This window comes from Euzebya sp., assembly GCF_964222135.1.
Lineage (GTDB): Bacteria > Actinomycetota > Nitriliruptoria > Euzebyales > Euzebyaceae > Euzebya.
In genome coordinates, this window is the sequence record NZ_CAXQBR010000074.1 from 37,640 (window position 1) to 52,930 (window position 15,291).

Genomic DNA, 15,291 nt, shown 5'->3' on the forward strand with positions numbered 1-15,291 from the left:
ACCTGACAGGATGGGTCGGCGATGATCCCGCTCTTCCTCCCCTCCCAGGTCCAGGCCATGGACGCCCGCGCGTTCGAGCGGGGGGTCGACCCTGCGGCGCTGATGGACCTGGCCGCCGGGCACCTCGCACGAGGCGTGCTGCGGGTGGCGGACCGACGCCACGGCCTGCGCGTGGCCCTCGTGTGCGGGAAGGGCAACAACGGGGGGGACGGGATCGCGGCCGCACGGCACCTCGCCGCTCGCGGGGCCAGCCCGACCGTGGTGCTCGTCACGGCGCCCGAGGAGCTCGGCGACGACGCCGCGCGGGAGCTGGTCGCGTGGCGCCGGCAGGCCGGCCGGGTCGTCGTGGCGACCGACGGGTCCGCCATCGGCGCGGCCCTGGTCGGCGCGGACGTGGCCGTCGACTGCCTGCTCGGCACCGGGGCCACCGGCGAGCCCCGCGGGGTCTACGGCATCGCGGTGGCCGCCCTCAACGGCTTCGACGGGCCGGTCGTCGCCTGCGACATCCCGACCGGGGTCGACGGCGCCACGGGGCGGGTGCCGGGTGTGGCCGTCGACGCGCAGCTCACCGTCACCCTCGGCGCGCACAAGCGGGGGCTGTGGCTGCCCCCCGGCGCCGAGCTCGTCGGCGAGCTCGTCCTCGGCGAGATCGGGGTGCAGGACGGCCAGGACGCACCGGCGGCTCGGGTGCTCGAGCCCGCCGACCTGCCGCGGGTGGCGCCCGTCGCCGCCGCGCGGGCCCACAAGCGCAGCCGCGGGGTCGTGACGGTCTACGCCGGCGCACCGGGCACGGCCGGCGCGGCGATCCTCTGCGCCCGGGCGGCCCTCGCGGGCGGGGCCGGTCTGGTGACGGTCGCGACGCCGCAGGCCGTGGCCCCGATCGTCGCGGGCGCGGTGCCGGAGGCCATGACCCTCGGCCTGCCCGACGACGTCGATGGGATCATCGACGCCATCGGCTCGGCGATGGAGCGCGCGGACGTGCTCGCGATGGGGCCCGGGCTCGGGTTGGCGCCCGGCACCCAGCACGCCGTGCGCCGGCTGGTGGCGACCGTCGAGCGGCCGATCGTGCTGGACGCCGACGGCCTGAACGCCTTCCGCGACCACCGGGACCAGATCGGCGCGCACGCCTGCGAGGCGCTGGTCATGACGCCCCACGCCCAGGAGCTCGGCCGGCTCACCGGCCTGAGCGGCCACGGCGTGCACGCCCGACGGGCGGACCTGGCCGCCGAGAAGGCCGCGGAGTGGGGGGCGACCGTCGTCGCCAAGGGACCCGGCACGGTCATCGCCGCGCCGGACGGCCGGGTCTGGATCAACGCGACGGGGAGCCCTGCGCTCGCCACCGGCGGCACCGGCGACGTGCTGACGGGCGTGACGGCCGCGCTGGTCGCCCAGCAGCCCGGACCGCCGAGCGTCGCCGCCGCGGTCCACCTGCACGGCCTGGCCGGCGACCTCGCCGGCCGGGCGGTGTCGATCCGCGCGACCACGGCGGGCACGGTCATCGAGCACCTCGGCGCCGCCGCCCTCGAGCGGGGCATCTGACCGTGGCGCCCGAACCCTCCCCGACGCCACCTCGCCACCGGCCGGTCTGGGCGGAGATCGACCTCGACGCGATCCGCCACAACGCCGGCGTCCTGCGCCACCACGCCGGCGGGGTCGACCTGATGGCCGTGGTCAAGGCCGACGGCTACGGCCACGGCGCCGTCCCGGTCGCCCGCGCGGCCCTCGAGGGCGGCGCGACCTGGCTGGGGGTGGCCCTGGTGGAGGAGGGGGAGGAGCTGCGAGACGCCGGGATCACGGCGCCGATCCTCGTCCTCAGCGAACCGCCGCCCGCCGCCGCCGGCGCGCTGCTCCACGCGGGGCTGACCCCGACGGTCTACACCCACGTCTTCACCCAGGCCCTGATCGCGGCGGCCGGCGACCGGGTGGTGGACGTGCACCTGAAGATCGACACCGGCATGCACCGCGTCGGCCTGCCGGAGCCGGCGTGGGACGAGGCCTTCGCGCATCTGGCCGCGTCGCCCCGGCTCCGCGTCGCAGGGCTGTGGTCCCACCTCGCCGTCGGGGACGTCCCGGACGCCGGCTACACCCGCGCGCAGGCCGAGCGGTTCGCCGACGGGGTCCGTCGCGCGCGGGCGGCCGGCCTGGCCCCGGATCTGCTGCACCTCGCCAACTCGGGCGGGACGACCCTCACCCCGGACGTGCACCTCGACCTGGTCCGCCCCGGCATCGCGCTGTACGGCAACGAGGCCGCACCCGGGATCCTGCTCGACGAGCTCCGCCCGGCGATGGCCCTCCGGTCGCGCCTCACCTTCGTCAAGCCGCTGGCCGCCGGGGAGTCGGTGTCCTACGGCCTCCGCTGGACCGCGGCGCGCGACACCGTCGTCGGCACGGTGGCCGGGGGCTACGCCGACGGGATCCGCCGGGGCCTGACGAACGTCGGCGAGGTCGTCGTCGGCGGCCGTCGCTGCCCGATCGCCGGCACCGTGTGCATGGACCAGTTCCTCGTCGACCTCGGGCCGGGGGCCACCGACGCGAGCGGTGACGACGTGTGGCTGATCGGCGGTCCCGACGCGGTCGCGGTCACCACGGCGGACTGGGCGCGCTGGCTCGACACCATCACCTACGAGGTCACCTGCGGCATCTCGGCCCGCGTCCCGCGCGTGCACACCAGCCGCAGATGATAGCGTTTGCAGCCGATGGGGCCGAACGACCTCGCCCGTTGAGGGCGTTTGACCTTCCATCGCGGTAGTAGGCCGTCTAACCTACGACCCCGCTCGGCGAATGACGTCGAGCCCACGAGCTGATAGAGGTGACCGATGATTGCAACGAAGCGCTGGCTGGTGCTGCTCGTCGTCCTCGCCATGGGACTCGCCGCGTGCGGCGGCGGCGACGGCGACGAGGAGGGCACCGACACGGGGACCGAGGAGGCCGGTGATGACGCGGCGGCCGACGAGGAGACCGACGCGCCGGCCGACGACGCAGCCGAGGAGACCGAGGGCGGGGACGACGCAGCTGCCGACAGCGGCGGCGGAGAGGACATCTCCGGGACCGAGGTGACCGTGTTCGGCGCCCCGACCAGCGTCGAGGCGGACGCGATCAACGCCGTCATCGACGAGACGTTCGACGCCAACACCGGCGCCAGCGCCACCTACGAGGGCTCGGACAGCTTCGAGGAGCAGATCCAGATCCGCGTCGAGGGCGGCAACCCGCCGGACATCGCGCTGTACCCCCAGCCCGGTGCGGTGATCGAGCAGGCGGAGGCCGGCAACGCCGTCTCCCTCGAGACCCTCGGCTTCGACATCGCCGACCTGGAGGCGCGCTTCGGCGAGTACCTCCTGTCCCTCGGCGAGTACGAGGGCGAGCACTACGGCCTGCCGACCAACGTCAACTTCAAGAGCCTGGTCTGGTACAACCTGCCGGTCTTCGAGGAGCAGGGCTACGAGATCCCCGAGACCTACGAGGACATGCTCGCCCTGACCGAGCAGATGGTCTCCGACGGCTTCGAGACGCCGTGGTGCATCGGCACCGGTTCCGACGCGGCCACCGGCTGGCCGGCGACGGACTTCATGGAGGACATCGTCCTGCGCCAGGCAGGCCCGGACGTCTACGACCAGTGGGTCACCCACGAGATCCCCTTCGACGACCCGGCGATCGTGTCCGCCGGTGAGACGATGGCGGAGATCACCCACTCCGACTACGTCCTCGGTGGCACCGCCGCCATCCCGGACATCGACTTCCGCGACGCCATGGACCCGATGGTCGCCGAGGAGCCCGGTTGCCTGATGCACCGCCAGGCCTCCTTCGCCGCCACCTTCTTCCCCGAGGGCACCGAGCTCGGGACCGACATCGACACCTTCCCGTTCCCGTCGATCGACGGCAACGAGGGCGCGCTGATCGCCGGTGAGATGGGCGTGATCTTCCGGGACGCCCCGGAGGTCCGTGAGTTCATCGACGTCTTCAGCGGCCAGGAGGCGCAGTGCCTCCAGGGCAGCCAGGAGGGCATCAGCCGCATCTCGCCGAACCTCGAGGTCGGCCCCGACTGCTACTCCGACCCGCTGACCGCACAGTCGGCCGAGGCCGTGGTCAACGCCCTCAGCGAGGGCACGGCGCGCTTCGACGCGTCGGACCTCATGCCGCCTGAGGTCGGCTCCGGCTCGTTCTGGACCGCCATGAACGAGTGGATGCGCGGTTCGGACCTCGAGTCCGTCCTCGCCGACGTCGAGGCGAGCTGGCCGTAGGAGTGGTTGACTGAGACGGCAGGGCCGGGAGCGCGACCGCTGCGCTCCCGGCCTTCTCCGTCTCCAGGGAGGTACACGTCTTGAGCCAGACCGAAGCCCCTCCAGCTCCAGAGCGGGCGCCCGCGCCCGAACCACCTGACCGATCCTCCGGGCGGCGGGCCGTCGAGGGCATCGTCGCCCTGCTCGTCATCATCGCGGTGCTCGGCATCGTCGCCTGGGCCTTCGTGTGGATGCGCGACACCGAGGCGAACCGCGCGCTGGTCGCCCTCGTCGCGGTGGTGACCGGCGTGGGCGGTGTGATCATCGCCTTCCTCGGCGCCGACCGGATCGTCGACCTGCTCCCCGTGGGCATGCGCGAGTCCGTCCGGCCGTGGGTGTTCGTCGGGCCGGCGCTGCTGCTGCTCGGCATCTTCCTCGTCTACCCGGCCATCAACACCGTCGTCACGGCATTCCAGGGACCGACCGGCGAGGAGTTCATCGGGCTCGAGAACTTCGAGTTCGTGTTCACCGACCCGTCCATGCTCCGGAGCATCCGCAACACGATCGCCTGGATCGTCGTCGTCACGGCGCTCGCGGTGGGGGTCGGCCTGATCTTCGCGGTGCTCGCCGACCGCCTCGACCGCGGGGAGGCCACGGCCAAGTCGCTGATCTTCCTGCCGATGGCGATCTCGTTCGTCGGCGCCAGCGTCGTGTGGGGGTTCATCTACGACTTCCAGGTGTTCGGCGAGCAGCGCGGGCTGCTCAACGGCATCCTCACCGGCCTCGGGATGGATCCGGTCTCGTGGTTGTCGATCGAGCCGTGGAACAACCTGTTCCTGATGGTGATCATGGTCTGGATGCAGACGGGCTTCGCCATGGTGATCCTGTCCGCGGCCATCAAGTCGGTCCCCGCCGACCTGCTCGAGGCGGGCCGCATCGACGGGGCCAGCGAGCTCCAGATCTTCTTCCGGATCATCATCCCGTCGATCCAGTCCTCGATCGTCGTCGTGACCACGACGATGATCATCAACGTCCTGAAGGTCTTCGACATCGTGTTCGTGATGACCAACGGGGGGTCGGGGACCGAGGTCATCGCCGAGCGCATGATCCGGTGGTTCTTCCGCAACAGGGACTACGGCAAGGGCGCCGCGATCGCCGCGGTCCTGTTCGTCGCGGTCATCCCCGTCATGGTCTGGAACGTGCGGAGGTTCCGCGAGGAAGAGGCCATCCGATGAGCACCACACCCCCCGCACCGACCGCGCCGGCACCCGAGTCCGAGCAGGAGCCGCGCGAGGTCCACGACGCCGGCGGCGGCAAGGGCCGTTGGGCGGCGCTCTGGGATCGCTGGCCGGTCAAGGTCGCGGTCCTCCTCATCGTCATCCTGTGGCTGATCCCGACCCTGGGCCTGCTCATCAACTCCTTCCGCGTCCGGGGGGAGATCGAGTCGAGCGGCTGGTGGACGGCCAACCCGTTCGACACCGCGCAGTGGACCCTCGCCCACTACCGCGAGGTGCTGAGCGCCTCGCGCGGGTTCGGCAACGCCTTCCTGAACAGCCTGGCGGTCTCCGTCCCGGCCGTGGCCATCCCGCTCGGCGTGGCCGCGTTCGCGGCGTACGCGTTCAGCTGGATGGAGTTCAAGGGCCGTCAGGTCCTGTTCGTGCTCGTGGTCGCGCTCCTCGTGGTGCCGCTCCACCTGGCGCTGATCCCGATCCTCCGGCTGTACACCGGCGGGGCGCACATCGGGACCTTCACCATCTTCCCCGACCTCGACCTGGTCGGGTCGTTCCCCGCGCTGTGGCTGGCCCACACGGGCTTCGGCCTGCCGTTGGCCGTGTACCTGCTGCGCAACTACATCGGCTCGCTGCCCTCGGAGGTGATCGAGTCGGCGAAGGTCGACGGCGCCAGCCACATGCAGATCTTCACCCGGCTCATCGTCCCGCTGTCGGTGCCGGCGCTGGCGGCGTTCGCCACCCTCCAGTTCCTGTGGGTGTGGAACGACTTCCTCGTCGCGCTCGTCTTCCTGGGCGGGACGCCGGAGGTGCGGGTCCTCACCGTCGCGCTGGCTGACCTGCAAGGGGCCAGAGGGCAGTTCGAGTACATCCTCCCCGCCGCCGCGTTCGTCTCCATGGCGTTGCCGATGGTGGTGTTCTTCGCCCTCCAGCGGTTCTTCGTCCGCGGACTGACCGCCGGAGCTGTCAAGGGGTGACGACCCACCCCGGTGGTCAGCCGCTGAGCCTGCGGGCTCGGTGGCTGACCATCGCCGCCGGCACGGTGGCGCTGCAGTTCAGCTTCTGGCCGGTCGTCGGCGCCGTGGCCGCGGCGGCCGACCAGGGGTCGGACATCGGCGGCCCGCTCGCGCTGGGCCTGGCGCTCGTCCCGCTCGTGCTCGGTGTGGTCGCCTTCGGATCACGTCGTCACGCCGCTGCCGGGGCGCTGCTCAAGGCGATGGGCGTGTTCCTCGTGATCGGGTTGCCGCTGTGCCTGCTCGACGTGGCCCTCGGGATGCTCGTCGGCTACGGCGCGGCGGGGATCGTCGCGCTGCGGCCGTCGGATCCGCCGTCGACCCGCTGGCGCTGGATCGCCCTCGGCGGGGTGGCGCTGTACGTCCTGGTCCTCCTCGCGTTCGTGCCGGGGCTGGCGCTGCTGACGGCGTCGATCGTCCCGTTCACGGTCCTCGGGTTGGTCGACCAGGCGTGGGAGGCGAAGGCCGCCGAGGAGGCGGCCGTCACGGTGGACAGCTGAGCGGAGGCGATGACGTGGACGACACACTGGTCCGGACCGAGCGCCGCGACGCGGTGGCGACGATCACGCTGACCAACGCGCGGCGCCGCAACGCGCTGTCCCTGGCCGTGTTGAGCGCGCTCGGCCAGGCGGTCGAGGCGGTCGCCGCGACCGATGCCGCCGGGCTGGTGATCACGGGGGAGGGGCCGGTGTTCTCGAGCGGACACGACTTCGGCGACATGGCGGGACGGCCGCTGTCGGAGATGCGGGCGCTGCTGCGCACCTGCACCGACGTGATGCTCGCCCTCCAGGAGATCCCCCAGGTCGTCGTCGCCCGGGTGCAGGGCCCGGCCCTGGCGGCTGGCTGCCAGCTCGTGGCGGCATGCGATCTGGCCGTCGCCGTCGACACCGCCACCTTCAGCGCCCCGGGTGGCAAGGCCGGGTGGTTCTGCCACACCCCGATGGTCGCGATCGCCCGGAACGTCGGGCGGAAGCAGGCGCTCGAGATGGCGCTGACCGGCGACGCGATCGACGCCGCCACCGCGCTGCGCTGGGGGTTGATCAACGCCGCCGTCCCCGCCGAGCAGCTCGATGACGCCACCCTCGACCTGCTCGGCCGGGCCACCCGCGGGTCGCGCATGTCGAAGGCGCTCGGCAAGCAGACGCTGTACGCCCAGATGCGCCTCGAGGAGCGCCAGGCCTACGACCTCGCGATCGAGGTCATGGCCGCCGCCTCCCAGACCGCGGACGGGCAGGAGTCGATGGCCAGCTTCGTCGAGCGCCGTCCCGCCGAGTACGTCGACCGGTAGCGGTCGGTCGGTTCGGGCGCCCCGCGGACCCTCCCGTAGTCTCGTCCGCCATGGCCCTCGGATTCGACGACGTGCTGGTCGGCACGTGGACCCACCCCGACGCCCACACCGGGTGCACCGTGGTGCTGCCGCCGAAGGGGTCGATGGGCGCGTGCAGCGTGCGGGGTGGCGCGCCGGGAACCCGCGAGGCCGCGGCGCTCGGCCCCACCGGACAGGGGACGGAGTGTCACGCGGTGTTCCTGTCCGGCGGGTCCGCGTTCGGGCTGGCCGTCGGTGACGGGGTCGCATCGTGGTGTGAGGAGCAGGGCCGCGGCTACGACCGGTTCGTCACCCCCGTCCCGGTCGTCGGGGGCGCGATCGTGTTCGACCTCCGCGTCGCCGGCGCACCCCGGCCCGACGCGGCGAGCGGACGGGCGGCGTGCGAGGCGGCGATGGTCGACGACCCGCCGATGGGACGGGTCGGGGTGGGCGCCGGGTGCACCGTCGCGAAGGTCGCGGGCTTCGAGCACCTCGCCGCCGGCGGGCAGGGGTGGGCGGTCGCCAGCGGGGGAGGGGTCACCGTCGGCGCCCTGATGGCGGTGAACGCCCTCGGGAACGTGCTCGCCGAGGACGGGTCGCTGCTGGCCGGCGTGGACACCCAGGACGCCTACCCGTACACCGAGATGCGGCCACCGCCGCACCCCTCGGCCAACACCGTGATCGGGTGCCTGGTCACCGACGTGCGGCTGACGAAGGCGCAGGCCTCGCGCGCCGTGGACCTGGCCCACACCGGCATCGCCCGCACCATCGAGCCCGCGCACACCACCTTCGACGGCGACGCGCTGTTCCTGCTGACCGGCCAGCGCGTCCACGTCGACGCCCCCGTCGACCTGGTCGCCACCCTCGGCGCCAGGGCGATCGCCGCCGCCATCCGCGCGTCGGTGCGCGCCGCGGCGGACGGTCCGCCGATCATCCCCGACGATCTGGTGGCGGGGCTCCAGACCACGACGACCCAGATGGAGGAACCATGAGCGCGTCAGACCCGACCGACGGACCCGACGACCACGCGGTCCCCCCGGGTCTCGAGGGCTATCCGTACGCGAGCGAGCAGGCCGAGCGCCGCATCCGCCTGGTCACGACGGTGATGTCGTTCCTCGCGGTCGGGATGCTCCTGGCCGGCCTGTACCTCGCGCTGTTCACGCCGCAGGTGGCGCTCGGCGCGATCCTCACCCTGGTCGGCTTCGTCGACCTCATGGTCGTGCCGTTCCTGTCCAAGTCGCTGCGCCGACAGGCCCTGCAGCGCGAGGGGCGGGGGTAGCTCGGTGGACATCCCCGACCTGCCGGCGGGCCTGTCGATCCACCGCCTCGCCGACCGCCCCGAGCTGATCGAGGGGGTCAGGGTCCTCGGGGGCCAGGTGTGGCCGCGGTTCATGATGCAGTCGAGCGCCGGGGGCTCGTTCTACGTCCACATGGCCACCCGGTGGGCCGACTGCGCCCTCGTCGTCACCGACCCCACCGGTGACGTGGTGTGCCGCTGCCTGTTCGTGCCGTTCCCCTCGTCCGCCGGCCTCGACGATCGCGGCTGGGACTGGGTGATCGAAACCGGCATCGCGGCGCGGGAGTCCGGGACTGCCTGCGACGTGGCGTCGGCCCTCGAGATCGGCATCCGCCCGGACCTGCGCGGCGGGGGGTTGAGCGGGATCCTGCTCGCGCACATGCGCACGACCGTCGCCGCGATGGGGATGCGCGACCTCTACGCCCCGGTCCGCCCGTCGGCCAAGCACGAGGTGCCGGAGGAGTCCATGGCGGCGTACCTGCTGCGGGTGCGTGACGACGGGCTGCCGGAGGACCCGTGGCTGCGCGTCCACGTCCGCGCCGGCGGTGAGGTCATCGGGCCGTGCGAGCAGTCGATGCACATCGAGGGCTCGGTGGGGGACTGGCGGGAGTGGACCGGCCTGGACCTGTCCGAACCCGGCCCGCACATCGTGCCGCTCGCGCTCGCACCCGTCGTGAGCGACGGCGAGCGCGTCGTCTACGTCGAACCCAACGTGTGGGTGCGCCACCGCCTGGGCTGAGCGTCAGGAACCCTCTGTTCATCTGGTCGAGCCGCTGGTGAGGCGCCCGTCATCGACCCGTGGGTGGCTGGCGGGCTCGCGGGACCGGGCGACGCGCCCGTCACCGACCCGTGGGCTTCTCGCGGCACTGCGGCCCCGGCACCACGCGGCCCCGCCCTCCTCCGTCGCACGATGTGGAAGGCTCCCCCACGAGCCCGCCAGGAGGGAGAGCCGCCGATGATGTTCCAGCCCGACCTCGAGACCATGCCGGTCGACGAGCGCCGTCGCCTCCAGGATCGCCGCCTGGCCGACCTCGTCCGGCGCCTGCAGCGGGTCGACACCGCCTGGTGGCGGGCCAAGCTCGACGGCGTCGGCGAGGTCACCGGCGTCGACGACCTGCCGTCCCTCCCCTTCACCACCAAGGCCGAGCTGCGCGACGCCTACCCGTACGGCACCCTCACCGTCCCCATCGGGGACTGCGCGCGGGTGCACGCCTCGTCGGGCACCTCGGGCAAGCCGACCATCGTCGCCTACACCGCTGCTGACCTGCGCCTGTTCGCCGAGGTCAACGCCCGCTGCATCGCCGCCGCGGGCGGCCGGCCCGACGACGTCTTCCACATCGCCTACGGGTACGGCCTGTTCACCGGTCGGCTCGGGCTGCACGGCGGGGCGGAGGCGCTCGGCGTCACGGTCGTCCCGGCCTCGGGCGGGAACACCGCCCTGCAGGCCCAGCTGCTGGCGGACCTCGGCGCCCGCGGGTTCTGCTGCACCCCCTCCTTCGCCCTGCGCCTCGGCGAGACGGCGATCGAGATGGGGCTGATGGACGACATCCGCGCCGAGTACGCCGTGCTCGGCGCAGAGCCCTGGTCGAACGAGATGCGCGACCGCATCGAGGCGCTGTGGGGCATCGACGCGGTCGACATCTACGGGCTGAGCGAGATCATCGGCCCCGGCGTGATGGTGGAGTCCGTCGAGGGGAAGGGCGCCCCGTTCATCTTCGACGACCACTTCCTGCCGGAGATCATCGACCCTGACGGCACCGACCCGGTCCCGCCCGGCGAGCCCGGTGAGCTGGTCATCACCACCCTCACCAAGGAGGCCCAGCCGATGATCCGCTACCGGACCGGCGACATCACCCGGCTGGTCGACGAGCCGTCACCCTGCGGGCGGACGTTCACGCGGCTCGATCGGATCTCCGGCAGGGCGGACGACATGCTCATCATCCGAGGCGTGAACGTCTTCCCCTCCGCCATCGAGTCGGTGCTGCTGGCCGAGGAGGCCCTCGCCGGCCACTACGCGATCGTCGTCGACCGCCGGCAGGTGATGGCCGACCTGACCGTGCACTGCGAGCTCGCGTCCGAGGACCACCTGACCGCGACCGACGTGATCCGGGACCGCCTGGAGCGGCGGCTCCACTCGACCCTGCGCATCCGTGTGGGGGTCGACCTCGGATCGCCGGGGACCGTGCCGCGGCCCGAGGGGGGCAAGGCCCAGCGGGTGTTCGAGCGGACCGGTGACGATCACCCGCTGGCGGGCGGCTGAGGTGGCGAGCTACGACGTCAACCCGGCGGGCGTCGAGAGGGCGCGGGACCTGATCGCGAACCGGCAGTACGTCCTCGACTCGGAGTGGGGCGACGCCCAGCCGGACGCCGCCAAGGAGAACACCTACCTCGAGCGCCACAGCTGGGAGGAGTACGCGGCCTGGCACCTGGGTTTGACCGCCGGCGCGACCGACGGGACGAAGGCCCGGTACGCCTTCGTCTTCGGGGACTTCCGCCGCCTCCACCGCTCCGGCCTGATCGCCTGCCGCTTCCGCGCCGCCCAGTGGCGCCACAAGGCCGTCGAGCTGGCCGCCCACGACCTGCTGCAGGAGCTCGACGACCTGAGCGGCTGACCCACACCGTCGTTGCACCGGCTCCGGGGGACCGCCATACTCCGCACCGCACGCACAGTGCGACCTATGCGCCACTGACCATCGACTCCGCTCCCGCGACCGCGGCCTCCACGGCCCGGCGGGTCCGCTCCCGTCCCCTCCGGAGCATCGATGTTCGCAGTGCACTCCCTCGTGGTGTCCTTCCGAGCCGCCGTCGTCCTCGACGACCTCGACCTGACCGTCGCCGACGGCCACCGCATCGTCCTGGTCGGCGAGAACGGCTCGGGGAAGTCGACCGTCCTCGGCGTCCTCGCCGGCACGATCACCCCGGACGCCGGGACGGTGACCCGTCCGCCGGGTCGCCTCGGCGTGCAGACCCAGGTCCCGCCCTGGCCCCCGGCGACGGCCGTCGCCGAGGCCGTCGCCGCGGCGACCGCCTGGGCCGAGCGGCTCACGTCCGCCGTCACCGACGCCGGGACCCGGCTCGCAGGACATCCCGACGACCCCGCCGCCCAGCAGGCGCTGTCCGATGCGATCGCCGCCGCGGACGCCGCGCAGGCGTGGGATGCGGCGGGACGGGCCGACGTGCTGGCGGCCGAGCTCGGCGTCGACGCCCTGGACCCGGACCGGGTGGTCGGCCACCTGTCCGGGGGGCAGCGCGGCCGCCTCCAGCTGCTCGGCCTGTTCGCCGCCGAGCCGGCCGGGCTGCTCCTCGACGAGCCGACCAACCACCTGGACGACGAGGCCGTGGCCTGGCTCACCGAGCGGCTGAGGGGGTTCGCCGGCCCCGTCGTCGTCGCCTCCCACGACCGCCAGCTCATCGACGACGTCGCCACCGGCGTGCTCGACCTCGATCCGCTCCGGGGCCGGCCCGCCGTCGTCCCGGGCGGCTGGTCGGCCTACCGCGCCCACCGGGAGCTCGTCCGTCGGCAGTGGGAGGAGGCCTTCGCCGCCCACCGCGCGGCCGAGCACGCCGTCGCGGCGCGGGTCCGGGAGGTCAGGCGCGCCAAGCGCACCGTCACCGCGACCGACGGCGACAAGTTCATCCCCTTCTTCGGCGCCCGGACCGCCGAGCGGACGGCCGCCGGGACGTTGCGCCGCGCCCGGACGGACCAGGCCCGTCTGGCCGCCGACCGCGTGCCCAAGCCGCCGGCGACGCTGCACCTGCGCGCCGATCGGCTGGCCGCCGCCGGCCCGACCGGCATCCTCCTCAGCGCCCAGGACGTGGCGGTCGACGGCAGGCTCGCCCCGACCCGGCTGGACGTCCCCGCCGGCGCGCGGATCCTCGTCACCGGCCCGAACGGGGTCGGCAAGTCGACGCTCCTCGCCGTGCTCGAGGGGTCGCTGCACCCGACGGCCGGCGAGGTCCTGCGCCAGCCCGGCGTCCGCATCGCCCGCCTGGCCCAGGACGTCCGGCCCGCCGACCCGAGCGACACGCCCCGCGCCTGGTACGCCCGGGCGACCGCCGACCTGCCCGACGCACCAGACCTCGTGGCGCTCGGCCTGATCCGGCCGAGGGACCTCGGGCGGCCCGTCCTCGAGCTGTCCGTCGGCCAGCGCCGGCGCCTCGCGCTCGCCGTCGTCCTGGCGACCGCCCCGCACGTCCTGTTGCTGGACGAGCCGACCGACCACCTCTCCCTCACCCTCACCGATGAGCTCGAGGCCGCGCTGGACCGCTCGCCCGGGGCGGTCGTGGTGGCCAGCCACGACCGCTGGCTGCGGCGGCGGTGGGAGGGGGACGTGCACGCGCTGCGACCGGCCCGCGACTCCGAGGTGTGAAACCCGTCCGACCGGGAGAGGAACCGGGTGCCCCAGCAGAGCCGGAGGGGCAGGAGGCAGGTCATGGAGGCGAACCTGGCGGCCCTGGACTGGGCCATCATCGGGCTGTACTTCGTCGGGGTCTTCGGCGTCGCCGTGTGGGCGTACCGCAGCGAGGCGAGCAAGGACACCGCGGCGGGCTACTTCCTCGGCGGGCGCAACATCGGGTGGTTCGTCGTCGGCGCGTCGCTGTTCGTGTCGAACATCGGGTCCGAGCACCTCGTCGGGCTGAGCGGCACGGGGGCGGACTCGGGTGTCGCCACGGCCCAGTTCGAGCTGCTCGCGTCCCTGATCCTGCTGCTGCTCGGCTGGGTCTTCGTGCCGTTCTACGTCAAGAGCGGCGTGTTCACGATGCCGGAGTTCCTCGAGAAGCGGTACTCCCCGGGCGCGCGCCGGTACCTCTCCTACATCTCCATCGTCGGGTACGTGCTGACGAAGATCACCGTGTCGTTGTACGCCGGCGGCATCGTCTTCGAGACGCTGATGGGGGTCAGCTTCTGGACCGGCGCGATCGTCACCGTCCTGTTCACCGGCCTCTACACCGTGATCGGGGGGCTCCGCGCGGTCGTCTACACCGACATGCTGCAGATGTTCGTGCTGATCATCGGGTCGGTGCTGGTCACCGTCCTGGGGCTGGCCGAGCTGGGCGGCTGGGGCGTCATGACCGAGACGGTCCCCGAGGGGTTCATGAGCGTGTGGCAGCCGCTCGGCGAGTCGGACTTCCCCTGGACCGGCATCCTGCTCGGCGCGCCGATCACCGGCATCTGGTACTGGTGCACCGACCAGTACATCGTCCAGCGGACCCTGGCGGCGCGGAACATCGACAACGCCCGACGCGGGACGATCTTCGGCGGCTACCTGAAGCTCCTCCCCCTCTTCATCTTCGTGATCCCCGGGCTCATCGCCTACGCCCTGACCCAGACCGGTGCGCTCGAGCTCGAGAGCTCCGACCAGGCCCTCCCCGCGCTGGTCGGCGCGATCCTGCCGGCCGGCATCCGCGGCATCGTCGTCGCCGGGCTGCTCGCCGCGCTGATGAGCTCGCTGTCGAGCGTCTTCAACGCCACCTCGACGCTCGTGACCTGGGACGTGTACCGCGAGTGGAAGCCCGATGCCTCGGAGGGGCAGCTCGTGTGGGTCGGCCGGGCGTCCACCGCCGCGCTGACCGTCGTCGGGCTGGCGTTCATCCCGCTGATGGAGAACATCTCGAACACCCTCTACGCCTACCTGCAGAGCGTGCAGTCCTACATCGCCCCGCCGATCGCCGCGGTGTTCATCCTCGGGCTCGCCTGGAAGCGGATCAACGCGAAGGGGGCGCTCGCGTCGCTGTGGGCCGGGTTCGTCGTCGGGTTCGGCCGCCTCGCCCTCGAGCTCTACAACGGCGCGGAGAACGACCGGCTCCCCTCCGGCTCGTGGCTCGAGGCGTTCGCCGAGTTCAACTTCCTGCACTTCGCCTTCGTGCTGTTCCTCTTCTGCGTCATGGTCCTCGTCGGCGTCAGCGCGGTCACCCAGGAGCCGGCCACCGAGGACGTGGAGGGGCTCACCTACGGCACGGCGGAGGCGGGCACCGGGTCAGCCGGGCGGCACGGGGGCGGTGGGACGGCCACGGAGACCGAGACCGAGACCGAGGCGGACGTGGACCTCACAGACGATCCGGCCTGGCGACGTCGCGACCTGCTCCTCTCCGGTGGTGTGATCGCCGGTGTGGTGGCCTGCTGGATCTACTTCTCCCCGCTGGTCTTCTGATCAGGATCGCGCCGATCCTCGCCGTCAGGCGAGGCAGGCCCCGATCGCGCCCGACCTCGTCGCCCCGACCGACCTCA

The 15,291-nt window shown here is 72.8% G+C and carries 14 protein-coding genes; all 14 read left to right on the plus strand.

Annotated elements, in window-relative coordinates; all coding sequences use genetic code 11:
• Window positions 1-21: 21 nt before the first annotated feature.
• Window positions 22-1,539, plus strand: a complete 1,518-nt coding sequence (locus tag ACEQ2X_RS16275) for an NAD(P)H-hydrate dehydratase (RefSeq protein WP_370326883.1) — start codon at window positions 22-24, stop codon at window positions 1,537-1,539.
• 2 nt (window positions 1,540-1,541) lie between these two features.
• Window positions 1,542-2,681: an alanine racemase gene (gene alr / locus ACEQ2X_RS16280; RefSeq protein WP_370326884.1), complete on the plus strand. Its 1,140-nt coding sequence runs from the start codon at window positions 1,542-1,544 to the stop codon at window positions 2,679-2,681.
• 135 nt (window positions 2,682-2,816) lie between these two features.
• Window positions 2,817-4,238 (plus strand): ABC transporter substrate-binding protein, encoded by a 1,422-nt coding sequence (locus tag ACEQ2X_RS16285; protein WP_370326885.1) that lies wholly within the window; start codon window positions 2,817-2,819, stop codon window positions 4,236-4,238.
• Between the two features lie 80 nt (window positions 4,239-4,318).
• Complete coding sequence (locus ACEQ2X_RS16290; protein ID WP_370326886.1) at window positions 4,319-5,452, plus strand: carbohydrate ABC transporter permease; 1,134 nt, start codon at window positions 4,319-4,321, stop codon at window positions 5,450-5,452.
• On the plus strand, window positions 5,449-6,423 hold the full coding sequence (locus ACEQ2X_RS16295; protein ID WP_370326887.1) for a carbohydrate ABC transporter permease: 975 nt from the start codon (window positions 5,449-5,451) through the stop codon (window positions 6,421-6,423). Before ACEQ2X_RS16290 ends, ACEQ2X_RS16295 begins: the two co-directional genes overlap by 4 nt.
• The gene (locus tag ACEQ2X_RS16300) at window positions 6,420-6,959 is read left to right on the plus strand and encodes a hypothetical protein (protein WP_370326888.1); all 540 of its coding nucleotides are present in this window, start codon (window positions 6,420-6,422) and stop codon (window positions 6,957-6,959) included. Before ACEQ2X_RS16295 ends, ACEQ2X_RS16300 begins: the two co-directional genes overlap by 4 nt.
• A gap of 14 nt (window positions 6,960-6,973) precedes the next feature.
• On the plus strand, window positions 6,974-7,747 hold the full coding sequence (locus ACEQ2X_RS16305) for an enoyl-CoA hydratase-related protein (protein WP_370326889.1): 774 nt from the start codon (window positions 6,974-6,976) through the stop codon (window positions 7,745-7,747).
• A 50-nt stretch (window positions 7,748-7,797) separates the two neighbouring features.
• The gene (locus ACEQ2X_RS16310) at window positions 7,798-8,757 is read left to right on the plus strand and encodes a P1 family peptidase (protein ID WP_370326890.1); all 960 of its coding nucleotides are present in this window, start codon (window positions 7,798-7,800) and stop codon (window positions 8,755-8,757) included.
• Window positions 8,754-9,044, plus strand: a complete 291-nt coding sequence (locus tag ACEQ2X_RS16315; protein WP_370326891.1) for a hypothetical protein — start codon at window positions 8,754-8,756, stop codon at window positions 9,042-9,044. Before ACEQ2X_RS16310 ends, ACEQ2X_RS16315 begins: the two co-directional genes overlap by 4 nt.
• Window positions 9,045-9,048: 4 nt before the next feature.
• The gene (locus tag ACEQ2X_RS16320; RefSeq protein ID WP_370326892.1) at window positions 9,049-9,801 is read left to right on the plus strand and encodes an N-acetyltransferase; all 753 of its coding nucleotides are present in this window, start codon (window positions 9,049-9,051) and stop codon (window positions 9,799-9,801) included.
• 216 nt (window positions 9,802-10,017) lie between these two features.
• On the plus strand, window positions 10,018-11,322 hold the full coding sequence (locus ACEQ2X_RS16325) for a phenylacetate--CoA ligase family protein (RefSeq protein ID WP_370326893.1): 1,305 nt from the start codon (window positions 10,018-10,020) through the stop codon (window positions 11,320-11,322).
• A 1-nt stretch (window position 11,323) separates the two neighbouring features.
• Entirely contained in the window at window positions 11,324-11,674 is a 351-nt protein-coding gene (locus ACEQ2X_RS16330) for a hypothetical protein (RefSeq protein WP_370326913.1), read from the plus strand.
• A 150-nt stretch (window positions 11,675-11,824) separates the two neighbouring features.
• Window positions 11,825-13,432: an ABC-F family ATP-binding cassette domain-containing protein gene (locus ACEQ2X_RS16335; RefSeq protein ID WP_370326894.1), complete on the plus strand. Its 1,608-nt coding sequence runs from the start codon at window positions 11,825-11,827 to the stop codon at window positions 13,430-13,432.
• 63 nt (window positions 13,433-13,495) lie between these two features.
• On the plus strand, window positions 13,496-15,214 hold the full coding sequence (locus ACEQ2X_RS16340; protein WP_370326895.1) for a sodium:solute symporter: 1,719 nt from the start codon (window positions 13,496-13,498) through the stop codon (window positions 15,212-15,214).
• The last annotated feature ends 77 nt before the right edge of the window (window positions 15,215-15,291 follow it).

Bases quoted from the DNA above. Each gene is read 5' to 3' on its own strand.
- ACEQ2X_RS16275 (WP_370326883.1), top strand. From the start codon at position 22: ATGATCCCGCTCTTCCTCCCCTCCCAGGTCCAGGCCATGGACGCCCGC.
- ACEQ2X_RS16285 (WP_370326885.1), top strand. From the start codon at position 2,817: ATGATTGCAACGAAGCGCTGGCTGGTGCTGCTCGTCGTCCTCGCCATG.
- ACEQ2X_RS16295 (WP_370326887.1), top strand. From the start codon at position 5,449: ATGAGCACCACACCCCCCGCACCGACCGCGCCGGCACCCGAGTCCGAG.
- ACEQ2X_RS16310 (WP_370326890.1), top strand. From the start codon at position 7,798: ATGGCCCTCGGATTCGACGACGTGCTGGTCGGCACGTGGACCCACCCC.
- ACEQ2X_RS16315 (WP_370326891.1), top strand. From the start codon at position 8,754: ATGAGCGCGTCAGACCCGACCGACGGACCCGACGACCACGCGGTCCCC.
- ACEQ2X_RS16325 (WP_370326893.1), top strand. From the start codon at position 10,018: ATGATGTTCCAGCCCGACCTCGAGACCATGCCGGTCGACGAGCGCCGT.
- ACEQ2X_RS16335 (WP_370326894.1), top strand. From the start codon at position 11,825: ATGTTCGCAGTGCACTCCCTCGTGGTGTCCTTCCGAGCCGCCGTCGTC.
- ACEQ2X_RS16340 (WP_370326895.1), top strand. From the start codon at position 13,496: ATGGAGGCGAACCTGGCGGCCCTGGACTGGGCCATCATCGGGCTGTAC.